Here is a 22,716-nt window from a genome sequence, read left to right as displayed (position 1 = left end):
TTTCAGCCAGCGAACACCACGATATGAGCGACGCCGCCATCGCCTTGCGCGACATCACCTTTACCTGGCCCGGCCAGAAAACGCCGACGCTGGCGCTGGACCGGTTCGAGGTGCAAGCACGCGAGCAAGTCTTCGTCAGCGGCCCCAGCGGCAGCGGCAAGAGCACGCTGCTGGCGCTGATCGGCGGCATCAGCAGCGCCCAAGCCGGCAGCGTCGCCATTCTCGGCCAGCCGCTGGAGGCGTTGCCGGCGTCGCGGCGCGATCGTTTCCGGGTCGACCATATCGGTTTCATCTTCCAGCAGTTCAATCTGATTCCTTATCTCTCGATCCTCGACAACGTGCTGCTGCCCTGCCGCTTCTCGGCCTTGCGCCGCGAACGTGCGCTGGCGCAGGGCAGCGATTTGCGCGCGGCGGCCGAATCGCTGCTGCGCAGTCTAGACATGGCGCCGGATTTATGGACGCGGTCGGCGACGCAATTGTCGATTGGTCAGCAACAGCGTGTGGCCGCAGCGCGCGCGCTGATCGGCCGGCCGGAAATCGTGGTCGCCGACGAACCGACCTCGGCGCTCGACAGCGACCGCCAGCAGGCTTTCCTGAACCTGATCCGACACGAGTGCGAACAGGCCGGCGCCAGCCTGGTGTTCGTCAGCCACGACCAGCGCCTGGCCGAACGCTTCGACCGTCGCATCGCGCTGAACGACATCAACCGCTGCGCACAGGTGGAGGAATCGGCATGAGCTTCCTGTTCCGCCTGGCTGCGCGCAGCGCCTGGAATCGCCGCTACACGCTGGGCCTGATGATGCTGGCGATCGCCCTGTCGAGCGCCATGCTGCTCGGCATCGAACGCGTGCGCCATGAAGTGCGCGACAGCTTTTCGCAATCGGTGTCCGGCACCGACCTGGTGGTGGGCGCACGGACCAGCCCGGTCCAGCTGATGCTGTACGCGATCTTCCGCATCGGCGGCGCCACCAACAACATGGGCTGGGACAGCGCGCAGAAGCTGGCAAAGAATCCCGCCGTCGCCTGGACCATCCCGCTGGCGCTGGGCGATTCGCATCGCGGCTTCCCGGTGCTGGCGACCAACGGCGACTACTTCAAGCATTTCCACTACGGCGACGGCCAGGCGCTGCAACTCGGCGCAGGCCGCGTCTTCGGCAGCGTCTTTGAAACCGTGCTCGGCGCGGAGGTAGCGCAGCGCCTGCATTACAAGCTGGGCGACCGCATCGTGCTGAGCCACGGCATGGGCAGCCTGCACCTGACCGATCACGCCGACAAGCCGTTCACCGTCACCGGCATCCTGGCGCGCACCGGCACGCCGGTCGACCGCACCGTGCATATCGGCCTCGATGCGATGGAAGCGATCCATCTCGACTGGGAAGGCGGCGCGCCGATGCCGGGCCTGTCGATTGCGCCGGCGCTGGTGAAGAAATTCGACCTCACGCCCAAGACCGTCACCGCCGTGCTGGTCGGCCTGAAGAGCCGCGCCGCGGTCTTCGGCGTGCAGCGCGACATCGCCGACGATAACAGCGAACCGCTGATGGCGGTGCTGCCGGGCGTGGCGCTGGATGAATTGTGGCAAGTGGTCGGCATCGGCGAAAACGCCTTGCTGGTAGTGTCGGGCATGGTCGTCATTGTCGGCCTGGCCGGGCTGGTGTCGGCTATCCTGGCAAGCCTGGGAGAACGGCGCCGAGAACTGGCGGTGCTGCGCTCGGTGGGTGCGCGCCCGGGCGACGTGTTCCTGCTGCTGGCGCTGGAAGGACTGGCGGTGATGCTGGCCGGCGTGGTGCTGGGCGTAGTCCTGCTGACGCTGGCGCTGCTTGCGCTGGGGCCCTTCCTGAGCACGCAATTTGGCGTAACATTGCATCCTGCCTTGCCGGCCGCCGGCGAACTGCAGCTGCTGGGCTGGACCGTCCTCGCCGGCTTTGCCGCGAGCCTGCTGCCTGGCTTGCGCGCCTACCGGCTGAGCCTGGCCGACGGGCTGACCCCCCGGATTTGATTTGATTTCGCGGTCTGGCGACCGCAACTTTGACGAAGCAACCTCATGAAAAGTATTACCTGGATAGGCGGCATCGTGGCCGCCGGACTACTGGTCGGTTACTCGGTGCATCTGGCGGCGACGCCGAACGCACCCAAGGTCGCCCCGGCTGCCGAAGCGCCTGCGCCTGCTGCCGCGGCAGCCCCTTACTCCGACAACGCGCAATACAAGGTCGGCGACCACCTGCAGCAGGCGCCCGACCTGCAAAAGACGCCTTACAAGCCGTCCGGCAAGACCGATGGCGGCTTCCGGGAAATCGCCTGGGAGTCGCTCATGCCGAAAGACTGGGACGCCATGGCGCCGTTCAAGGGCCTGAAGCTGGACAAGATGGAAGACGGCGACCCGCGCGCCATGGAAGCGCTGTGGAAAGCCAAGAAGTACTGGAAGAACGCGCCCGTCGATCCGTCCATGAACGGCGCGGCGATCCGCATCCCCGGATTTGTCGTCTCATTGGAGCGAGAAGGCGAGGCCTTGAAGGAATTCCTGCTGGTGCCGTATTTCGGCGCCTGCATCCACGTGCCGCCGCCACCGGCCAACCAGATCATCCACGTGCACAGCAACAAGCCGGTCAAGAATACCCGCACCATGGATGCAGTCTGGATCAGCGGCGTGCTGAAGATCGAGCGCTCCGACACGATGATGGGCAGCGCCGGCTACAGCATGAGCTCGGTCAAGGTCGAACCGTACACGGATGGCGCCCCTCAGGGCGGCTGAGGCAAGCTGGAATCAGGATGGGGATAATGCGAATTTGCTGTGGATTTGTCGGGAAGTTATCCCCACATTTTGGTAGCAAGCCTGTGGATAAGCACTGGAGAACTTGCTTAAGTCGTTGATAACAAGGGAAATTCCATTCCTGGTTATTCCTGAGCAAGTTGAAGGCAAGAACGCACCCCGCGCCGCCTGGCTGGATCACCAGCAGGGAGATTGGCGGCTTCCATGACGTGTGCGTGCAGCCGGGTTACGACGCCACTATCCGGCATTGGCTACTAACGGACGCTGCCGCAGCATGTGCAGCAGCCAAAATTGGTTTTTAGAACGTATTCAGATCTGTAGCGAGAGGCCATCAGCCGTTGGCGGCCGGAGCGGAGGAACCGGAGCGTACTTGAGTACGTGAGGATTCCGAGCACCGCCCGACGGCGGATCATGGCCTCGCAGTAAGATATGAATGCGTTCTCGAAAAAAAACCTGCGATACGTCTGTATCGCAGGTGAATCTAAAGCAAGTTTAGAGGAGACGAACGAGATTCTATCGACAACGTATGACGGCTTTGTGACACTCAAAAAAGGTTTCGCAGATTCCTGAATCTCGCTGCAACCATAATTGGGATGGTTGCCACTGTCATCAACAAGTCACAAAGCCAGCTTATCCTGTCTACTCTTTCGCGATACATGCAACCGATATGCATGATTGCACGGTGTGCCGGACCAACCGTCCGGTGCACCACTCCCCGCCCTTCTCCTCTGTTCCTGCTTCCCTCAAGACGACTACTACAGTTCACTTCCCCAAGTGCTGTACGTACTTCTGCTGCTACCTCTACTGCTGCTGCTTCCCCTCTACCCCGAATTCGTATTCCTGATTAATTCCGGCCGTTGCCGTCACCAGGCGCCGGTCACCTGCAAGCGGCTCAGCGTCATCTTGGTGCCGTCACCTTCGGCGGCCTGCATGACCAGCCCACTGCCCAGCTCCTTCGGCGGCTTCTGATACCAGTCCATGCACACCTGCGACAGATTGCTCAGGGCCGGCTTGTTCATGAACTGCTGCAACAAATCGCGTGTTAGCGCCAGATTCGGCTCCAGCCGGAAATCGCCCAGCGTCTTCAGTTCAGTCGGCGACGCCGACATGCGCGCCAGATCCTTCTGGAACATCTGCCGCGGCACCGCCATCGGGTGACCTGCGTCGGCCAGCAACTCTTCAAACACCGGCGCCATGAAGTCCAGCGCATAACCGTCGCATTGCACCCAGCAGTGGAACGCATCGCTGTTGCTGTCGACCTTGTCGCCGTCCAGCGTGCCGAACGACAAGGCGCCGCTGCCGTCTTTGCTGATCAGGTAGAACGCCGCACCGGCGACCGGGAAGGCATTCTTCTTGTAAAACTTTTTCAATATCTGCGCCGCGGTGACGCTGAAGAAAAAACTCGCGGCCGGGATATTGGCGTCGACACTATCGAGCACCGAGTGAATGACGCGAAAAATACGTTGGTAATCCGCAAGCGGGATGAGGGGGCGAATGTTTGATGATTTCATCCGCGTATTTTCTCATACCGCATGCGGGTCAAGCCGGCTCAACTCTGCTCAGGCTGCATTCTTGCTGGTGGCATCCGCATCGTTGCTGTGCAGGAAGCATGCGCAGTTGACGTCGTGGTGCACCGAGCAGGCGGTCAGTTCGCGCAGGCGATCCGATTTTTCGTGGTCGGACGAGAGTACGCGCAGACGCTCACGGGACATCTTCATTTCTCGCTTGTTCCATTCGCAATCGGCGCGGATAAACAGATACATCAAGCCCAGGCAGAAACTCAGGTAAGTGACAAACATCAAGGTAATGTCGTTCGGCACTGTATCGACGATGAATTGCATATGACCTCCGTTGGCTTGATTACGCAGAAGGTCTGTTGTCGCAGGGCTGTCGCCGTGTTGCAAACCGTCTGTCCATGGAATGCATCATAGACACGCAGGCAGGCACAATCTATCGGGGAATTCCCTATGTCTTCGCGGCATTGTCGACAGCGCGGACAAGAGCAAAAACAGAAAAAAACGGAGGAAAAGCAAAGAGAAACGAGCTCGGGAACGAGTGCTCCCGGAGAGGAAATACAAATGCGCTGCCCTGCAATCAGGGCAGCGCATCAGTACATCAATGTATCAGTTCGATTGCGCGTCGATATCGGCCAGCGATTCGCGGCCGCGTTGGGTAATCTCGAACTGCTTGCTGCCTTCCTTGGCGACAATGTGTCCCTTGCGGACGAGGAAGATCGCCACGTCCGCCTCGACCACCGCATCGGCATCCGCGTTCAGGCCGCGCAAGGCCTCGATGCAACGATAGATGAACAAGGTCTGCAGGCCCTTTTCAGTCAGCGCCAGATGGCCCTCACGGGTGTATTCAAGCATCTTGATGCCGGTCAGGCGCTTGGTGTTGCGCGCCACGCAGGCACTCGGGCGGCCGCGATGCTCCTTGCGGCTGATCTGACCGAGGGCGTCAAATTCATCTTTGGTCAAATCATTGCTCATTGCTGCGTTCTCCGGGTAGGGCTTGCTGTATGCGGGCATCCGAACGGACGCCCCGGCCGCCATGGTACGCGCGAAACGCCATTCTGCCCAGACTTGACCGCCGACTTGTCCACAGCGCCTGTGAACAGCCCTGTGGACAAGCTGTGGGGCATGCCCGCAATCCCTTGCGGCAACTGTGCCGGCAACAGATTGATTGTTTATTGGGCGACAACGGACGGAATCGGCGAAAAAAAACCCGCCGGACATCAGTCCGGCGGGTTCAATCTCAAAAACTTCTTCCAGGAGGTTATTGAGGAGACAGCCTCACTGTAAAGCCAAAATCCACACATGGAAACGATCAATATCGTATTCGCTTATTCCGTGGAGGCATAACAGACCGTCTCCGGCCGCCGGATTACATCGGCGGCTTGACGCCATCCTTCTCGATCACGAAGCGTCCGGCCTTCCAGTCTTCGCCGCTGCGCGACGCCACCACAAATACCGTCAGGCCGGGCTTCAGGTCCTGCACAGTGGCCGGCACGAAGGTCACGACCGGCACATCCTTCGGCACTTGGATCTTGATGTTCTTGCCCTGATAGGTCAGGTCGAGATCGCGGCCGGCATTGCCCGACACCACGGCCGAGACCGTAGCGTTGGTCATGCTGCTGCCTGGCAGCAGGTCCCAATCGTAGTGACCTTCTCCGGAACCGCGCGCTTCCTCCGGAAACACCACGACTTCCAGCGCCTCGATGCCGCCGTTCGCGGTGGGCTTGCCGGCCGTACCGATGAAGCTGCCCTGCTTGATCGACGACAACTCAAGCGCCTTGACCGAGGAATAACGGGTGGCGTCGTTGAGTTGCAGCGTCAGCTTCTTCCCTTCGCGCGTCAGTACTTCAACGCTGTTGCTGCCAACTGCGGCGACAGTGCCACGGATCCTGCTGGGCGCCGCATTCTGCGCCTGGACCAATACGGGCAACGCCAACGCGGCAACGGCGAACAACGACAACAATCTGGAACGACTCAACATGGCGATTCCTTGGGTGAGAGAAAAATTGAGTCTAGCATCGGACCCAAAATGCCGCTGGCGCGCCACATGTGCGCATTTCGTCGCATGCTTGCCACGCTGGAAGCTGCTTCACGGCCTCCATTCACGCTCCATGTAGTTGCTGCCGTGATTCGTTTTTAAGCCGGGAGCACTCCTCCTGCGTTCAGCCATCGACAAACTGACCAACAAAATATTTACAAAACAAAGAGTGAAGTTATTTGCCAGAACATCTGGACAAGTATTGGATTTGATAAAAATAACTATCTATAAAATCTCGAATTTATTCGATATGAATCACGCGACGGATTTGCAAGAATGCAGTCAAGTCACTCGCATCCCTTTCGGTTCCTGCTCCTGAAGCCGCTCCTCTTCAGGCGCCATCGCAAGTCCGGGGACCACGTTCCCGGCCGTCAGGTTTTTCGGGGGAGTGACGAGCTTTCCCGGTGCCGGTTCCCCTGGCACCGGGTTTTTTTATGCCCGCAGAAAAACGACCTTCCATGAAAAAAGCAGCATCCGACGTGGTGTCGGATACTGCTTCCGTCCAGCTTTTCGATCTGCGTCTCCGTCGGGCGGCTGCCCGCCGGCAGCAATGCAAATTTATCCCAAACGCCAGTTGGAACGATGACGAGATTGCGATTTGACGATATGCAATTCGTCATTGGCGGCCGGCGCCGTGCGGCGGAACACGTTGCGCCCCGCGTTGGTCAGGTTGAAGGCGCCGCCCAGATTGGGAATGCCGAGGCCCTTGCTGATCACGCTCTGCACCACGCGGCGCGGAATGATGCGGAAGTCGCCCTTGAACACGCTGTACATCCAGCGCAGCTCTTCGCCGGTCAGTTCGACGTTGGGATCGACCTCGGCGACGGCGCGTACGGACTTCTTCGCGATGGGGCGCTCGCTGATTTTCTCGGCGCGGTCTTCTAGTGTGTATTCGGTGTCCAGCTCAATAGTTTTCATGATTTCCTCACGGCAATGAAACTGATACTAGCACAATCTCTAAACAAGTGTGGAAGCCTGAATGCCGCGTGCAGCAAGGGATGCCAAGGCATCAACATGTTTTTTTCACATGTTTCCAAGGACGTAAAAAAAGCCGGCGAGGCCGGCTTGGCAATGCTGCATGGAAATTATGCGGCCGTTTCTTCTATCATCGCCTTGCGGGACGAATGCCTGACAGCGACATGCGCCGCGGCGCGTTCTTCAGCCGTCATGTCCAGCATGTCCTGATACACCAGCTGTTGCGCCTGCAGAACGTCCAGATGCGGGAACAGCGCACTCTTTTCTTCGACCAGGCGTGCAGCCTTGCGGCGATCGCCGTCGCAGACGTCAACGATGAAATCGTGGCGACGCTGCTCGGGCGTGGCGGCAACGCGGTCGGCTGTGGCAAAGCGGTTGAACACGTAGGTCAGTCCGCAGAAGGCGACGAAGATCCAGAGAAGGCTGTTCATGGCAAACTTTCGGCAAGTGGTTGGATGCCTTGCATTGTGATTTTTTGCCGCGCCCGGCGATATAGGAAAACTCTTAAATGCAGTTTTGCCATCACCATCGGCTACACTGAGGCCTGCGCGCAACGAGAAAAACAGCCGCCGGGCGGCCACCAAGCCCGCAACAGAGGCCCACTTGCGCTACGAAAACAAGTCATCCTCTGGTAAGATGTCGCATAACCTTCCGTCGTGCGATGCGTCCAGATCCGCACTTCACGCCACTTTCACGTACTGACCTATAAAAAATGGAAGTTACCGAGACCCCCAGCCCGCTGATGCGTCCTCGCAAAAAGACCCAAAGCCTGTCGCAGGAAGTGGTCGGCGCGATTTCCGAAATGATTTCCAACGGCTCCATCAAGCCCGGCGAAAAGCTGCCCACCGAGTCCGAGATCATGCTGACTCAGGGCGTCAGCCGCACCGTGGTGCGCGAAGCGATTTCGCGCCTGCAGGCCGCAGGTCTGGTCGAAACGCGGCACGGTATCGGCACCTTCGTGCTGGAAGCGCAAAAAGCCGGCAACATCAACATCGACCCGGCCACCATCACCACGATGAAGGACTTGCTGGCGCTGCTGGAACTGCGCATCAGCCTGGAAACCGAAACCGCCGGCCTGGCTGCCGCGCGCCGCAGCGATGCGCAATTGCTGGAAATCCGCCAGGCGCTCGACGCCTTCCATGAGAACCTGAAAAAAGGCGTCGACACGGTCGGGCCGGACTTCCGCTTCCACTTCCAGATCGCCAATGCCACCGGCAACCGCTATTTCATCGAGATTCTGAGCCATCTCGGCGCCGGCGTGATCCCGCGCAAGCGTCTCAACACGGCCGAACTGGCGCGCGATCCGCAAGCCAGCTACCTGGACCGCGTGCAACGCGAGCATGAAGACATCTACGAAGCCATCGCCCGCCGCGACACCGAAGCCGCCCGCGCCGCCATGCGCAATCACCTGACCAACAGCCGCGAACGCCTGCGCCGCGCCCAGGAAGCCGCCGAATCGGCTGCCGATGCGCTGCAACAGAATAAAGCGTCGGACAAGTAATCATTAGTAGAACAGCTACTGCGCGTCTGCTCAGTAGCGACGCAGTTGCAATACCTGACCCGGCCGGCAGCAAAAACTGCTGGCTTTCTTTTAGTTGATGTTGTACGATGACTGATATCTTAATTTCATCCGAATTCAAAAGACACTGAAGCGCGACGATACTTTTCTCTCATTACTGGCACCTACGACACCGACATGTACACACCACAAGACCTGAAACAAATCCTCTCCGCCGGCCTGCTCTCCTTCCCGCTGACCGACTTCGACGAGCAAGGCGACTTCCGTCCGAAGACCTACATCGAGCGCCTGGAATGGCTGGCTCCCTACGGCGCCAGCGCATTGTTCGCGGCCGGCGGCACAGGTGAGTTCTTCTCGCTGGTGCCGGGTGAATATTCGGACATCATCCGCACCGCCGTGGATACCTGCAAAGGCAAGGTGCCGATCATCGCCGGCGCCGGTGGCGCCACCCGCGCAGCCATCGGCTACGCTCAGGAAGCCGAACGCCTCGGCGCGCACGGCATCCTGCTGATGCCGCATTACCTGACCGAAGCCAGCCAGGAAGGCATCGCCGAACACGTCGAAGCCGTCTGCAAATCGGTCAAGTTCGGCGTCATCATCTACAACCGCGGCGTCTGCCGACTCAACGCCGACATGCTGGAACGCCTGGCCGACCGTTGCCCGAACCTGATCGGCTTCAAGGACGGCGTCGGTGAAATCGAATCCATGGTCACCATCCGCCGCCGCCTCGGCGATCGCTTCACCTACCTCGGCGGCCTGCCGACCGCGGAAGTCTATGCAGCCGCTTACAAGGCGCTGGGCGTGCCGGTCTACTCCTCGGCAGTGTTCAATTTCATCCCCAAGACCGCGATGGACTTCTACCACGCGATCGCCAAGGAAGACCACGCCACCGTCGGCAAGCTGATTGACGATTTCTTCCTGCCTTACCTGGCCATCCGGAACCGCAAGGCCGGTTACGCAGTCAGTATCGTCAAGGCCGGCGCGCGTGTCGTCGGACACGATGCAGGTCCGGTGCGCACCCCGCTGACCGCCTGCACGGAAGCGGAACACGAAGAACTGGCCGCACTGATCAAGAGCCTCGGCCCGCAATAAATTGCACGGAATGCACCGCAGTTTTTTCATCCATAAGAAGTAACCAAGCCAGGACTGACCGCCGGAATTTTCCCGCGGTCAGTTTTGGCTTCCATGCTTCCACTTTCAGGAGAACACAATGTCCCAATTTGCGAACTACATCAACGGCGAATGGCTGCAAGGCGCCGGCGTCAACAAGAACATCAACCCGTCCGATCTGTCCGACGTCATCGGTGAATACGCCCAGGCCGACGCCGCGCAAGCCGACATCGCCATCGCCGCCGCCCACGCTGCGTTCCCTGCCTGGAGCACCGGCAACATCCAGGCGCGTTCGGATGCGCTCGACAAGATCGGTTCGGAAATCCTGGCGCGCAAGGAAGAACTCGGCCGCCTGCTCTCACGCGAAGAAGGCAAGACGCTGGCCGAAGGCATCGGCGAAGCCGGCCGCGCCGGCAATATCTTCAAATTCTTCGCCGCCGAAGTACTGCGCATCCAGGGCCAGAAACTGGCATCGGTACGTCCCGGCATGGACATCGAAATCACGCGCGAACCGGTCGGCGTAGTCGGCATCATCGCGCCATGGAATTTCCCCATGGCGATCCCGGCGTGGAAGATCGCACCGGCGCTGGCCTACGGCAACACCGTCGTCTTCAAACCGGCTGAACTGGTGCCGGGCAGCGCCTGGGCAATTGCCGACATCATCAGCCGCTCGGGCATCCCGGCCGGCGTATTCAACCTGGTCATGGGTCGCGGTTCAGTGGTCGGCCAGCGCTTCATCGATGACCGCCGCGTCACCGCCCTGACCTTCACCGGCTCGGTCTCGACCGGCAACCGCGTGGCGCAAGGCTGTATCGCGCGCATGGCAAAGTTCCAGCTTGAAATGGGCGGCAAGAATCCGCTGGTGGTGCTCAACGACGCAGACCTCAACGTCGCCGTCACCGCAGCCGTGCAAGGCGCGTTCTTCTCGACCGGCCAGCGCTGCACCGCGTCCAGCCGCATCATCGTCGAAAAGGATATCTATCCGCGCTTCATCGAAGCGGCGCGCGCCCAGCTGGCCGGCCTCAAGATCGGTCACGCGCTGACGGCCGACACCAACATCGGTCCGGTCGTGGATCAATCGCAACTGGATCAGAACCTGTCTTACATTGAAATCGGCAAGCAGGAAGGCGCCAATCTGGTGTTCGGCGGCGAGCGCGTCAAGCGCGACACCGACGGCTTCTACATGACGCCGGCGCTGTTCGCCGACTGCAACAATGACATGCGCATTTCGCGTGAAGAAATCTTCGGACCGGTGGCCTCGGTGATCCCTGCAGACAACTACGAGCACGCGCTGCAACTGGCCAACGACACCGAGTTCGGTCTGTCGTCGGGCATCTGCACCACCTCGCTGAAGTACGCCACCCACTTCAAGCGCCACGCTCAGGCCGGCATGGTGATGGTCAACACGGCCACCGCCGGCGTCGACTATCACGTACCGTTCGGCGGTCGCAAGGCATCGAGCTTCGGTCCGCGTGAACAAGGCGCGTACGCTGCCGAGTTCTACACCACGGTCAAGACTTCGTACACCGCTGCATAAGCAAATAGCAGGCTGCGTCATGAACCCCTGACCTCATCAGGTATCCACAGCCGCCGGCAACGGCGGTTTCAGCGCCGGAACGTGTGTTCCGGCGTTTTTTTTGAGTGCCGGAAAATCCGTGCAGGCATAAAAAAAGCACCGCCGTGGCGGTGCTTCCAGTGCGTCAACAACAATGCCTCAGAATTGTTCCCAATCGTCGTCCGTCCCCGAAGCTGGCGGAAGGCGCGGCGCCGACCGCGCAGTGCCCACCGCGGTGCCGGCCGGCTTGTTCAACACGCGCGGCGCTTTCGCGGCGGGTACGGCGGCCTTGGGCGCAGCCGCCGGTGCCGATACCTGAGCGGTGCGCGCCGCCGGCTTTGCCGCTTGCTGCGCATCGATCCGGAAAATGCTGACCGCCTCGGCCAGCGTCATCGCCTGCGTCTGCAGGGACTGCGCCGCCGCAGCAGCCTCTTCCACCAGCGCGGCGTTCTGCTGCGTCACTTCGTCCATCTGTGCAATCGCCTTGTTGACCTGGGCGATGCCGTCGCTTTGCTCGCGGCTGGCCGAGCTGATCTCGCCGACGATGTCGGTCACGCGCCGTACGCTGTCGACCACTTCGCCCATGGTCATGCCGGCGTTTTCAACCAGGCGGCTGCCCGAGTCGACCTTGCTGACCGAATCGGTGATCAGTTCCTTGATCTCTTTCGCCGCTGCGGCAGAGCGCTGCGCCAGGCTGCGCACTTCCGACGCCACCACGGCAAACCCGCGGCCTTGCTCGCCGGCGCGGGCTGCTTCAACCGCTGCATTCAAGGCGAGGATATTGGTCTGGAACGCAATACCGTCGATCACGCTGATGATGTCGACGATCTTCTTGGATGAGTCGTTGATGGCGGTCATGGTGTCGACCACCTGCGCCACCACCTCGCCGCCCTTGACTGCCGTCTCGGACGCCGAATGCGCCAGCTGGTTGGCCTGCTGGGCGTTCTCGGCATTCTGTTTGACGGTGCCGGTCAGTTGCTCCATCGATGCAGCAGTCTCTTCGAGCGAACTGGCCTGGGTCTCGGTGCGTGACGACAGATCGAGATTGCCGGAGGCGATTTCCTGCGCGCCGGTGTTGATGATGTCGGTACTGGTGCGCACGCGCGAGACGGTGCTGAGCAAGCCCTGCTGCATGCTGCGGATCGAGGCGAACAGCTGGCCGATTTCATTGCGGCCCGGTTCGCTGATTTTCATCGTCAGATCGCCACCGGCCACCTGGTCAAGCAACGTCACGGCACGATTGAGCGGTCTCAGCACGATGCTGCGTAACAGGAAATGCACCCCCAGCACAAGAATCAGCGCCGCAATCAGACCGACCGCCACCAGCCACACCACCATGTTGTATTCGCGGTCGCGCTGATCGACGATGTCATCGGAGAGATCCTTGGTCAGCTTCTGGAATTTCTCCAGCTGCGTGGAAAAGTTCGCGCCCCGCGCCGTGATGTCGCGGCCGTTGATCTCGACGTAAGCGTTGGTGTCATTGGCGCGCAAGGCCTCCGCGGCCTTGTTGAGCACATCCGACAATTGCTTGCCGGCGCTGACCAGATCCGCCTTGAGCTTGTCGTCCTGTCCCTTGAACGGCGCGGCCTTGTCAAACTCGTCGAGCAGCTTGAGCGTGCGATCGTAGCTGGTCTGCGCACTCTTCAAGGCGGAATTCTTGACGTCCTGGTCGTTCTGCTCCTTCACCGCACTGTAGGCGCGCGTCAGGGCGGCGCGGGTGCGCGTGGTGTCCTTGTAGGCATCGTTGATGGTCAGCGCGCGCGATGCGACGTCGTGCACCATCACGGTAGATTCATTGGCACGGCCCAGCGCAAACACGCCGACGGCGGCGCCGAACACGATCATGGCGGCAAACAGCGCCAGCGCGCTCATCAGACTGAAACGAACGGTGATGTTCCGCATTCTTCACTCCCATTTATGTTTTAGTTTTCGATACACGCGGACGTGCTCTGCGCAATCTTAGAGCAAGGAAAAACGTCGCAGGCGATTTTTTGCACGATTTTTGAGCAACATCAACTGCAGCATTGTCGGAACGGCAAGTTTGATGCGCCAATGCAAAATCCCCCGCACGGCATGGCCTGCGAGGGATTTTTTCAAGCTGAACCGCACGTCCTCAAGGAAACGCGACGATCTCCACCCAGTTCGGATTCTTGCCCAGTTCATAGTGCTGCAAAGGCTTCAGCGCCCCGGTTTTACGGTTGATGGCGTAGCTGGTCAGACCGTTCGATTTTTGTCCGACCGCCAGCAGATACTTGCCTTGCCGATCGATGTTGAATCCGCGTGGCTGGGTCTCGGTGGCGAAGTTGCCGATGATGGTCAGTTCACCGGTTTTGGCATTGACCCGGTAAGCCGTCAAGGTGCTGGACGTGCGTTCCGATGCATAGAGGAAACGGCCATCCGGCGTCAGATGGATATCCGCGGCAGCCGGGGCATCACCCTTGAATCCTGCCGGCACCGCCGAGACGGTGCCCTTCAGCGTCAGCGTACCCTGCGCGGCATCGTAGGCATACGTGTTCACCGTACCGTCGAGCTCGTTGGTGGAAAACACGTAGCGCAGGTTCGGATGGAACACAAAGTGACGCGGACCGGCGCCGGCCTTGGTGGCGACCGATGGCGGCGTGTTAGGCGTCAGCTTGCCCGTGGCGGCGTCGAATTTGAATTGCAGGATGACGTCGCTGCCGAGGTTGGAAGCGAAGACGAAATTGTTCTTCGGATCGCTGCCGACGGCGTGGGCATTCTTGCCCGTGTTGATGACGGTGGCCGGCTCCTGCACCAGGCCGGTGGCGCTGATCGGATTGACCGAGATCTTGTGTCCGGTATAGGACGCGGCAAACAGGAAGCGGCCGGTCTTGTCGGTCGCCAGGTTCGCCATGTTGTCGACCAGCGGAACCGTCGCCAGCGCTTTCAACTTGCCGCTCTGCTGATCGACCGCGAAGGTCGTCACTGAATACGGCTGCGAGCGCAGCGAGGCATACAAACGATGGTGGTCGGGACTGAACGCCAGCGGCATCACCGTGCCGCCCGTCGGCACCTGCTCGACCAGCTTCAGGCTGCCGTCCTTGTTCAGTTGCAAGACCGAAATGTCCTTGCTGTCGGCGTTGGACACGTACACCATTGTTGCTGCGTTGGCGCCGATACCGGCCGCGCAGCCCAGCACTGCTGCGCCGGCCATCAGCGCATACTTTCCGAATTCCATGTTTCCTCCCGTTGATGAAAAAATGCTCCCGCTGTCGATGACGCGGGAGCTTGTAGTTTTATGTTTGCAACCTGATGAAGGCTGAATGACGCTCAATGAAGCGGAACGAATCAGGTGATCGGCGCCGGGTTGAAAAGCGTGAGCGCATTGTGCAGCTTCCACTTCTCGGCCCAGGTCTGCTTGCGGCCGCTGGCGACATCTAGCATCAGCTGGAACAGTTCCCAGCCGACGTCGGCAATCGTCGCTTCACCGCTGGCAATGCGTCCGGCGTTGACGTCCATCAGGTCGTGCCAGCGCCGCGCCAGATCGTTGCGCGTGGCGACCTTGATCACCGGCACTGCCGCCAGGCCATAAGGCGTGCCGCGGCCGGTGGTGAAGATGTGCAGGTTCATGCCGGCTGCCAGTTGCAAGGTGCCGCAGACGAAATCGCTGGCCGGCGTGGCGGCGTAAATCAAACCCTTCTGCTTCAACTTGTCGCCGGGAGCCAGCACGCCGGAGATCGGGCTGCTGCCGGATTTGACGATCGAGCCCATGGCCTTCTCGACGATGTTGGCGAGGCCACCCTTCTTGTTGCCGGGCGTGGTGTTGGCGCTGCGGTCGACACCACCTTTCTGCAGGTAATTGTCGTACCAGTCCATCTCGCGGATCATGGCTTGCGCGACCTCTTCGTTGATGGCGCGCGAGGTCAGCTGATCGATGCCGTCGCGCACTTCGGTGACTTCCGAGAACATCACGGCGGCGCCCGCACGCACCAGCAGGTCGGTGGCGAAACCGACCGCCGGGTTGGCCGTCACGCCCGAGAACGCATCGCTGCCGCCGCACTGCACGCCGACCACCAGATCGGAGGCCGGGCATGTCACGCGACGGCGCTTGTCAAGTTCCTGCAGGCGCGCTTCGGCCATTTTCAGGATGGAATCGATCATGGAGTTGAAGCCGACGTGTTCCGCATCCTGCAGGCAGACCACGTACGCCTCACCTGCCTTGTGGATGGGGATGATGCTTTCCGGCAGCAGGCGATTCGGCTGCAGCTTTTCGCAACCGAGGCTGACCACCATCGCCTGGCCGCCGAAATTCGGATTGAGGCTGATGTTGCGCAGCGTGCGGATCGGGATGTCGGCGTTGGGCGCATCGATGGCGACGCCGCAGCCGTAGGTGTGTTCCAGCGCGACCACGTCTTCGACGTTGGGATACTTCGGCAGCAATTCCTCACGGATGCGCTTGACCGCATGCTCGACCACGCCGGCCACGCATTGCACGGTGGTGGTGATCGCCAGCAGGTTGCGCGTGCCGACCGAACCGTCGGCGTTGCGATAGCCTTCGAAGGTATAGCCTTCCAATGGCACCGAAGCCAGCGCGGGCGCCTTGCGCGTGGCGATCGGCAGGTTGTCGAGTCCGCGCGCCGGCGGCAGCGTCACCACCGATTCTTCGATCCAGCTGCCCTTGGCGATGTCGCGCGCGGCATACCCGATGGCGACGTCGTAACGGATGATCGCCTCACCCTGTGGAATATCGCGCAGGGCGATCTTGTGCCCCTGCGGCACCTGGCTGATCAGCGTCAGGCCATCCGGGAACACGGTGCCGGCCGGCAGGCCGCGGTCATTGACGACGATGGCGACATTGTCGTTCTCGTGCATCAGGATGTAACGCGGCGCGTTGACGTTGACGTTGATGTTGGCTTGGCTGTTTGTTTCGGTGTTCATGGCTATTCCCATCTGCTGCAATTTTTCTGCGGGTTATTACAAGATCAAAGCGGCTTCAGTTCGACGCGCTTGATTTCCTTGACGATGACCAGATAGCTGATCACCGTCACCAGCGCATTGGCGCCGACGAAAATAAGTGCGCCGCTGAACGAACCGGTTTCCTTCAGGATATAGCCGATCACAATCGGCGTGGTGATGCCGGCAATATTGCCGAAGGTGTTGAACAGGCCGCCCGACAAGCCGACGATTTCCTTCGGTGCGGTATCGGCCACCACGGCCCAGCCGAGCGCGCCGACACCCTTGCCGAAGAAGGCCACGGCCATGATGCCCACCACCATCCACTGCGCATCGACGTAGTTGCACAGGATCATCGTGGTCGACAGCAGCATGCCGCCGACGATAGGAATCTTGCGCGACATGGTGACGCTATGGCCGCGCTTGATGAGGCGATCCGAAATCAGGCCGCCGACGACGCCGCCGATGAAGCCGCACACCGCCGGAATCGACGCCACGAAACCTGCCTTCAGGATCGACATGCCACGCTCCTGCACCAGGTACACCGGGAACCAGGTCAGGAAGAAATAGGTGATCGTGTTGATGCAGTATTGGCCGATGTACACACCCAGCAGCATGCGGTTGCTCAGCAGTTGCTTGATGTAGCCCCACTTGGCCTTGCCCGCGTCAGTGCCTGCGGCGGATTTCGGTTTGGCCTGGTCCATGTCCACCAGCCCGCCGCCCTGCTCGATGTGCTGCAGCTCGGCCTGGTTGATCATCGGATGATCCTTGGGGCTATGGATGATCTTGATCCAGATGAAGGTCAGCACAACGCCGACCGCGCCCATCACCGTGAACACATGGTGCCAGCCGTAGACGTGCGTGATCCAGCCCATCAGCGGCGTGAACAAGACTGCCGCGAAATACTGCGCCGAGTTGAAGATGGCCGATGCCGTACCGCGCTCCGCCGTCGGGAACCACGACGCCACGATGCGGCCGTTGGCCGGGAACGACGGCGCTTCCGCCAGGCCAACCATGAAGCGCAGCAGGAACAGCAACACCACCGCAGCGGCCGTGCCGAACCAGGTGACGCCGCCTTGCAGCAGCGTGAAGAAAGACCACAGGAAAATGCTCAGCGCATAAATTTTCTTGGAGCCGAAACGGTCCAGCAGCCAGCCGCCCGGCAATTGCGCCAGCACGTAGGCCCAGCTGAACGCCGAGAAGATGTAGCCCATCATCACCGGATCAAGACCGAGTTCGGACTTCATCGAGGTGCCGGCAATCGACAGCGTGGCGCGGTCGGCGTAGTTGACCGTCGTCACGATGAACAACATGAACAGAATCAGATAGCGGACATGGGTCGGCTTGATGTTTTCCTTGGCGCTTGCACTGATGGCGGCGCCGACTTGATTGACACTCACGGACTATCTCCTGACCGGAACTGCGCTCAGGCCTTTACGGAGACGACAAGACAATAAACCGGAATGCGGCGAAAGCGCGGTCTCCTGCTCATGTTTGACGTTGTCCGACGAAGCGGCAGCGGCAGTATTTATTATGGGATTGCTGTTTGATAAATTTGTTATCAGTCATCATACAACATGAAATGCAGTATAAACACACGCTTTTGGTTTGGCAATGGAATTATTGCCCGGCCTTCGAAAACCGCCAAAGACCGCTACAGTATTGATATCCCCCAAACAGGAATGCGCCAAAAAAGCACTGAAATCATTCAAATTTCAAGGTCGCAGGCCCTCCCGTTGTTACGCCATTACTGCCTTTCACGCAACAAAACCAGCTAGGTTGTACGACCATCCTCTCACCGGACAAACCGTACGCCCACAAAAAAGCCACCCTCGCGAAAGGATGGCTTCTGACGCCGGAGAGAAATCCGGCTCGCAATCTGCGGCGCCTTATTTCGGCAGCAGCTGACCGCGGATTTCACCGCCCGGATGTGCAGCAGTGTGGACGTTGACGTACAGTCCGCCGGCCATGTAGGCGGCATATTGCTCGTCGGTGAATTTGGCGCCGGCAGGAACGGTCCAGCCGTTGTCGCCGTCCTTGGTCAAGCCGACCAGCACCGGACCATTGGCGCCGGCAACGCCGGTATGAATGTGCGCCATCTTGCCTTCGATGCCGGTCGTAGTGATCTTGCCGCTCACGCTCTTGTCGGCGGCGACGCTGATGCTACCGGTGCCGCTGGCGGTGGAATTGTTGGCAGGGACTTCGCTGGCGCCCTTGAGGTCGACGCTGACGGTTTGCGCGATGGCGGCGCTGCTGAACGACAGGACTGCGAACAGGGCGAGGATGATACGACTGGCTTTGACGTTGATCATGCTTGGTTCTCCTTGATGTTGGACTTTATTGGGAAACAGCTCGCGCAGTGTAGAACACAAACGCGAGCGCTGCAGCGCCACTGCCGTTTTTCAAACCCTCTGCAATGCCGCCTTCACCCGCTCCGGCGTGAACGGCACCGTGCGCAAGCGGATGCCGACCGCGTCCCACACCGCATTGGCCAACGCCGCCGTCACCGGCGAGGCTGCCGCTTCCCCACCGCCCAGCGGCGGCATGGTGGGTCGGTCGATCAGTTCGATGCGCAACTCCGGCACCGCCGGGAACGCCAGGATGGGATAGCTGGCCCAGTCGACGTTCTGCACCCGGCGCGTGTCGAAACGAATCTCTTCATACAGGCTGCGTGAAATGGTTTGCAGGATGCTGCCCTCGATCTGCGCGCGCAGGCCGTCGGGATTGATGATCAGTCCGCAATCGTGAGCACAGGCCACGCGCAGCACGCGGATCTCGCCGCTGGCGCGGTCGACCTCAACTTCCATCGCCATGGCGACGTAGGTTTCGTTGTGTTTGTAATGCGAATAGGCGATGCCGCGCCCGCGCTTGTTCGTCTTGTTGCCGACGCCTGCGCTGGCGGCACGCACTTGCCAGCCGAACAGCGCCGCCGTGCGTTTCAGCACTTCCGCACCGCGCGCATCCTTGAGCGATTGCAGGCGGAACGCCAGCGGATCCATGCCCGCCCGCGCCGCCAGTTCGTCGGTGAAGCATTCCACCGCATAGATGTTGGCGATCTTGCCGGGCGCGCGAATATTGGCCGGACGCAGCGGCGCACTGTCGTGCCAGTGCACCCCGACCGCGACGTTGGCGACCTCGTACGGCGGATCACCGTTCTGCGAAATCAGTCCGGTGGAAATCCCCTTCGGCTGCGGCATGCCCGCCGTCTGCGGCGCCAGCAAGGGCACCGTCGGCAAGCTGGCGGTGGCGCGCGGCAGCCACATCTCGGTGCGCCACGCGGCGATCGACTTGTCGGCGTTCAGCGCGCCTTCCAGCGTCAGCGCCTGCGGCGGCCCTTTCGGATCGAAGCCGTGTTCATCCTGGCGCGACCACTGCACGCGCACCGGCTTTCCCAGCGTCTTCGACATCAGCGCCGCATCGGCGGCGGCGTCGTCGTGGCCATTCATGCCGTAGCAGCCGGCGCCGTCGACGTAGATCAGGCGCACCGCTTCATTGGGCATGCCCAGCATCTGCGCGTAGGCGGGACGATAGCGATGGGTGCCCTGCGAGGCGGTGTAAATGGTCGCCTGCTTCGCACCCACGTCGGCCACCGCGCACGACGGGCCGATCGAGCCGTGCGTCTGTATCGGCCAGTAATAACTCGCGCTGATCTTGTTGCCGGCGCCTTGCAAGGCGGCGACCGCGTCGCCCTTCTTCACCAGCGTTTCTTCGGCGTCGAACGGACCGCTGCGCAGCCATAGTTCGACCTTGTCGTGGCCCATCAGCTTGTCGCTGTCGCTCCAGACCACTTTAAGTGCGGCGGCCGCCTGGATCGCGTCCCATTCATCGGGCGCGGCGACGGCAAGGAAATCGCCCAGCCGGACCACCTTCACACCTGGAAATTTCTTGATCGACGATTGATCGACCGAGACGATGTTCGCGCCCTCGGCAGCCGGACGGATCACACGGCCATGCAGCATGCCGGGCAACTTCACGTCATGGACATAGGTATGCGTGCCGGTCACCTTGGCCGGCACGTCGGGACGCAGCAGCGGCTTGCCGACCACGCGATAATGTTGCGGATTGTTGAGCGGCGCCTTGGCGTCAACCTTGAGATCGAAACGCTTGCCGCCGACCAGCTCGGCGAAGCTCAATCCTGCACCTCCGGATTTCGGCCGCACCACGCCGTCCTGCACCATCAGATCGGACGCCGGTTTCTGCAAGCGTGCCGCCGCCATCGCGAGCAACGCCTCACGCGCGGTTGCCGCCGCCTGGCGGATCTGCACACCGCCGCGCATGACGCCGCTGCTGCCGGCGGTCGGTCCCTGGTCGGGTGTGAGTGCAGTGTCGCCCTCGATCATTTCAATCTTGTCGACGCCGATGCCGAGTTCTTCGGCCGCCATTTGCCGGATCGCAATGCGCAGCCCCTGCCCGAGATCGACCTTGCCCGAGAACAAGGTCACCGTACCGTCTTGGTGGATCGCGATGTAGCCGTCCACGGCGCCGGCATCGAGTGTCTTGTCGAGCAGCGCATGCGCCTGTGCATTCCCGGCCTTGTCGCGCAAGACTTGTTCGGTAGCCAGCACCGTCACGGGAGCAAGCAGCGTCACCACCAGCGCGCCGCCGGCCTTGAGCAACTGGCGCCGGCTCATCTGCATATCAAAGGAAGCGAAAGGAGCGTTCATGCCGGCGTCCTCCCCGAAGCGCGCATCACCGCACGCAGGATGCGCACGTGGGTGCCGCAGCGGCACAGATTGGCCGACAGCGCATCCTTGATTTCAGCTTCACTCGGTTTTGGATTGGATGCCAGCAAGGCGGCGCTGGTCATCACCATGCCGTTGGCGCAGTAGCCGCATTGCGCCGCCTGCTCGGCGATGAAGGCAGCCTGCACCGGATGCGGTTTGTCGGGCGTACCGAGTCCTTCGATGGTGGTGATGGATTTGCCGGCCACCGCCGACAACGGCGTCACGCAACTGCGCAGGGGCGTCTGGTCGAGCAGCACGGTACAGGCGCCGCATTGACCCAGACCGCAACCGAACTTGGGGCCGGTCAGGCCGATGCTGTTGCGCAGCGCGTAGAGCAGGGGTTGGTCGGGATCGCGGACATCAACGGAACGGGCCGTGCCGTTGACGATGAAATTGATGGTAGGCATGACGCTCTCCGGGTCATTGAAGCTGGCTATTAAAAATCGAGGGGGATTTCCAAATCACTTGCAGTACCGAGGCATGGTGCGCGATGGATTCTAGCATGGCGACATTCGCAGCAGAATGGGCTTTTCAGGGGATTTGTCAGCATGTTGAAAGACTGATTGGCACACACACAACAGAACGTAAAAACTTGCTGCGGCAAGGTGCAGATTCCCGCGCGCGCGCCAGCTGATTCACAGATAATCGTCCGACTCCGCCATCATCAGAACAACAAGGGACCATTCATGCATCACCACCTGCGCCGCCTTCTGCCCTGCCTTCTGCTTTGTCTGAGCCTTGCCGCAACTGCTGCCGTCACGACTGCACATGCCCAGCAACTTGCCAACGACCTGCACGAATCCGTCGTCACGATCGATGTGCGCGTCAAGGATTTCCACGGCCGCGAAGAAGCCGGCAAGGTCGTCGTGACGCAATTCAAACCCGACGGTGACGGCCCCTTCCCCATCCTCATCCTCAACCACGGCCGCAGCCCGACCAACCGCTCCGATCCGCCGCGCTTCCGCTACACCAAACAGGTGCGCTACTTCACCGAACGCGGCTTCGCGGTGTTTGTACCGACCCGCATCGGTTACGGCCAGCAAGGCACCGACTTCGATCCGGAATACAGCGGCGGCTGCAACAACAAGGACTACGCACCGATGGCCGAAGCCGCAACCACGCAAATCCTGGCCGTACTGAAATACGCCAAGGAACAGCCCTACGTCGATCCTGCGCGCGTACTGTTCGTCGGCCAGTCGGTCGGCGGCTATTCAACCGTGGCCGCCACCGCGCGCCATCCCGCCGGGCTGATCGGCGCCATCAACTTCGCCGGCGGCTCCGGCGGAGACCCGGCCTCGCACCCCGGCATTCCCTGCCAGGGCAACCGGCTGGAAGACATGTACGTCCACTTCGGCAAGACCGCCAAGGCGCCGATGCTGTGGATCTATACCGAGAACGACCAGTACTTCAACCCGGCCCACAGCAAGGCCTGGCATGCCGCTTTCGTGAAGGCCGGCGGCACCGCCGAATACCATCTGCTGCCGCCCTTCGCCAAGAACGGCCACACGCTGTTCTCCAACGGCGTGGAAATCTGGTCGCCGATCGTGTCGGAGTTCCTCGGCAAGATCGGCTTCAATGCCGAACCGGTCAAGCATTAGCACCA

21 protein-coding genes are annotated in these 22,716 nt (G+C 61.0%); 8 read left to right on the top strand and 13 right to left on the bottom strand.

Annotation, left to right across the window (positions count from 1 at the left end; all coding sequences use genetic code 11):
- Window positions 1-23 precede the first annotated feature (23 nt).
- Genes E4P32_RS20805 through E4P32_RS20795 form a run of 3 tightly spaced genes read left to right on the top strand, consistent with a single transcriptional unit; the run spans window position 24 to window position 2,749 of the window.
- Entirely contained in the window at window positions 24-737 is a 714-nt protein-coding gene (locus E4P32_RS20805) for an ABC transporter ATP-binding protein (RefSeq protein WP_116435487.1), read from the top strand.
- Entirely contained in the window at window positions 734-1,996 is a 1,263-nt protein-coding gene (locus tag E4P32_RS20800; protein WP_116435486.1) for an ABC transporter permease, read from the top strand. The genes E4P32_RS20805 and E4P32_RS20800 overlap by 4 nt, the downstream gene beginning before the upstream one ends.
- A gap of 45 nt (window positions 1,997-2,041) precedes the next feature.
- Window positions 2,042-2,749: a DUF3299 domain-containing protein gene (locus E4P32_RS20795; protein WP_116435485.1), complete on the top strand. Its 708-nt coding sequence runs from the start codon at window positions 2,042-2,044 to the stop codon at window positions 2,747-2,749.
- 881 nt (window positions 2,750-3,630) lie between these two features.
- Here E4P32_RS20795 and E4P32_RS20790 read toward each other — a convergent pair.
- From E4P32_RS20790 to E4P32_RS20780, 3 genes are all read right to left on the bottom strand, one after another.
- Window positions 3,631-4,278 carry a DUF2026 family protein gene (locus E4P32_RS20790; RefSeq protein WP_116435484.1) on the bottom strand — a complete coding sequence of 216 codons (648 nt, stop codon included), beginning with the start codon at window positions 4,276-4,278 and terminating at the stop codon, window positions 3,631-3,633.
- Between the two features lie 48 nt (window positions 4,279-4,326).
- The gene (locus E4P32_RS20785; protein WP_116435483.1) at window positions 4,327-4,608 is read right to left on the bottom strand and encodes a hypothetical protein; all 282 of its coding nucleotides are present in this window, start codon (window positions 4,606-4,608) and stop codon (window positions 4,327-4,329) included.
- Window positions 4,609-4,890: 282 nt separating this feature from the next.
- Window positions 4,891-5,256, bottom strand: coding sequence for a hypothetical protein (locus E4P32_RS20780; protein WP_116435482.1), 366 nt, complete (start codon window positions 5,254-5,256; stop codon window positions 4,891-4,893).
- 150 nt (window positions 5,257-5,406) lie between these two features.
- On the opposite strand from E4P32_RS20780, the gene E4P32_RS24165 reads away from it, so the two are divergent.
- Complete coding sequence (locus E4P32_RS24165) at window positions 5,407-5,568, top strand: hypothetical protein (RefSeq protein WP_158559737.1); 162 nt, start codon at window positions 5,407-5,409, stop codon at window positions 5,566-5,568.
- Between the two features lie 82 nt (window positions 5,569-5,650).
- On the opposite strand, the gene E4P32_RS20775 is transcribed toward E4P32_RS24165, so the two are convergent.
- The 3 genes from E4P32_RS20775 to E4P32_RS20765 form a co-directional block, all read right to left on the bottom strand.
- Window positions 5,651-6,262, bottom strand: a complete 612-nt coding sequence (locus tag E4P32_RS20775) for a hypothetical protein (RefSeq protein ID WP_167735730.1) — start codon at window positions 6,260-6,262, stop codon at window positions 5,651-5,653.
- Between the two features lie 615 nt (window positions 6,263-6,877).
- Window positions 6,878-7,237: a hypothetical protein gene (locus E4P32_RS24330; protein WP_233526703.1), complete on the bottom strand. Its 360-nt coding sequence runs from the start codon at window positions 7,235-7,237 to the stop codon at window positions 6,878-6,880.
- A gap of 167 nt (window positions 7,238-7,404) precedes the next feature.
- Window positions 7,405-7,725: a hypothetical protein gene (locus E4P32_RS20765; protein WP_116435480.1), complete on the bottom strand. Its 321-nt coding sequence runs from the start codon at window positions 7,723-7,725 to the stop codon at window positions 7,405-7,407.
- A 281-nt stretch (window positions 7,726-8,006) separates the two neighbouring features.
- Here E4P32_RS20765 and E4P32_RS20760 point away from each other — a divergent pair, with 281 nt between their 5' ends.
- The 3 genes from E4P32_RS20760 to E4P32_RS20750 all read left to right on the top strand — a co-directional run bounded on the left by E4P32_RS20760 (window position 8,007) and on the right by E4P32_RS20750 (window position 11,460).
- Window positions 8,007-8,795 carry a FadR/GntR family transcriptional regulator gene (locus tag E4P32_RS20760; RefSeq protein WP_116435479.1) on the top strand — a complete coding sequence of 263 codons (789 nt, stop codon included), beginning with the start codon at window positions 8,007-8,009 and terminating at the stop codon, window positions 8,793-8,795.
- Window positions 8,796-8,990: 195 nt separating this feature from the next.
- The gene (kdgD, locus tag E4P32_RS20755; RefSeq protein ID WP_116435478.1) at window positions 8,991-9,905 is read left to right on the top strand and encodes a 5-dehydro-4-deoxyglucarate dehydratase; all 915 of its coding nucleotides are present in this window, start codon (window positions 8,991-8,993) and stop codon (window positions 9,903-9,905) included.
- Between the two features lie 118 nt (window positions 9,906-10,023).
- Window positions 10,024-11,460: an aldehyde dehydrogenase family protein gene (locus E4P32_RS20750; RefSeq protein ID WP_116435477.1), complete on the top strand. Its 1,437-nt coding sequence runs from the start codon at window positions 10,024-10,026 to the stop codon at window positions 11,458-11,460.
- A 177-nt stretch (window positions 11,461-11,637) separates the two neighbouring features.
- Here E4P32_RS20750 and E4P32_RS20745 read toward each other — a convergent pair whose 3' ends face one another.
- The 7 genes from E4P32_RS20745 to E4P32_RS20715 form a co-directional block, all read right to left on the bottom strand.
- On the bottom strand, window positions 11,638-13,380 hold the full coding sequence (locus tag E4P32_RS20745; protein WP_116435476.1) for a methyl-accepting chemotaxis protein: 1,743 nt from the start codon (window positions 13,378-13,380) through the stop codon (window positions 11,638-11,640).
- Window positions 13,381-13,591: 211 nt separating this feature from the next.
- Complete coding sequence (locus E4P32_RS20740; protein WP_116435716.1) at window positions 13,592-14,650, bottom strand: beta-propeller fold lactonase family protein; 1,059 nt, start codon at window positions 14,648-14,650, stop codon at window positions 13,592-13,594.
- Between the two features lie 134 nt (window positions 14,651-14,784).
- Window positions 14,785-16,374: a galactarate dehydratase gene (gene garD / locus E4P32_RS20735; protein ID WP_116435475.1), complete on the bottom strand. Its 1,590-nt coding sequence runs from the start codon at window positions 16,372-16,374 to the stop codon at window positions 14,785-14,787.
- Window positions 16,375-16,418: 44 nt separating this feature from the next.
- Window positions 16,419-17,702 (bottom strand): MFS transporter, encoded by a 1,284-nt coding sequence (locus tag E4P32_RS20730; protein WP_233526718.1) that lies wholly within the window; start codon window positions 17,700-17,702, stop codon window positions 16,419-16,421.
- A gap of 576 nt (window positions 17,703-18,278) precedes the next feature.
- Complete coding sequence (locus tag E4P32_RS20725) at window positions 18,279-18,701, bottom strand: CHRD domain-containing protein (protein ID WP_116435474.1); 423 nt, start codon at window positions 18,699-18,701, stop codon at window positions 18,279-18,281.
- Between the two features lie 90 nt (window positions 18,702-18,791).
- On the bottom strand, window positions 18,792-21,053 hold the full coding sequence (locus tag E4P32_RS20720) for a molybdopterin cofactor-binding domain-containing protein (protein ID WP_167747548.1): 2,262 nt from the start codon (window positions 21,051-21,053) through the stop codon (window positions 18,792-18,794).
- Window positions 21,050-21,520: a (2Fe-2S)-binding protein gene (locus E4P32_RS20715; RefSeq protein WP_116435473.1), complete on the bottom strand. Its 471-nt coding sequence runs from the start codon at window positions 21,518-21,520 to the stop codon at window positions 21,050-21,052. The genes E4P32_RS20720 and E4P32_RS20715 overlap by 4 nt, the downstream gene beginning before the upstream one ends.
- Before the next feature lie 279 nt (window positions 21,521-21,799).
- On the opposite strand from E4P32_RS20715, the gene E4P32_RS20710 reads away from it, so the two are divergent.
- On the top strand, window positions 21,800-22,711 hold the full coding sequence (locus E4P32_RS20710) for a prolyl oligopeptidase family serine peptidase (RefSeq protein ID WP_116435472.1): 912 nt from the start codon (window positions 21,800-21,802) through the stop codon (window positions 22,709-22,711).
- Window positions 22,712-22,716: the final 5 nt, after the last annotated feature.

The sequence above is a fragment of the Herbaspirillum sp. 3R11 genome, from assembly GCF_004563925.1.
GTDB lineage: Bacteria > Pseudomonadota > Gammaproteobacteria > Burkholderiales > Burkholderiaceae_D > Herbaspirillum.
The sequence above is the reverse complement of the archived record's forward strand: the minus strand, read 5'-3'. Positions and strand labels throughout refer to the sequence as shown.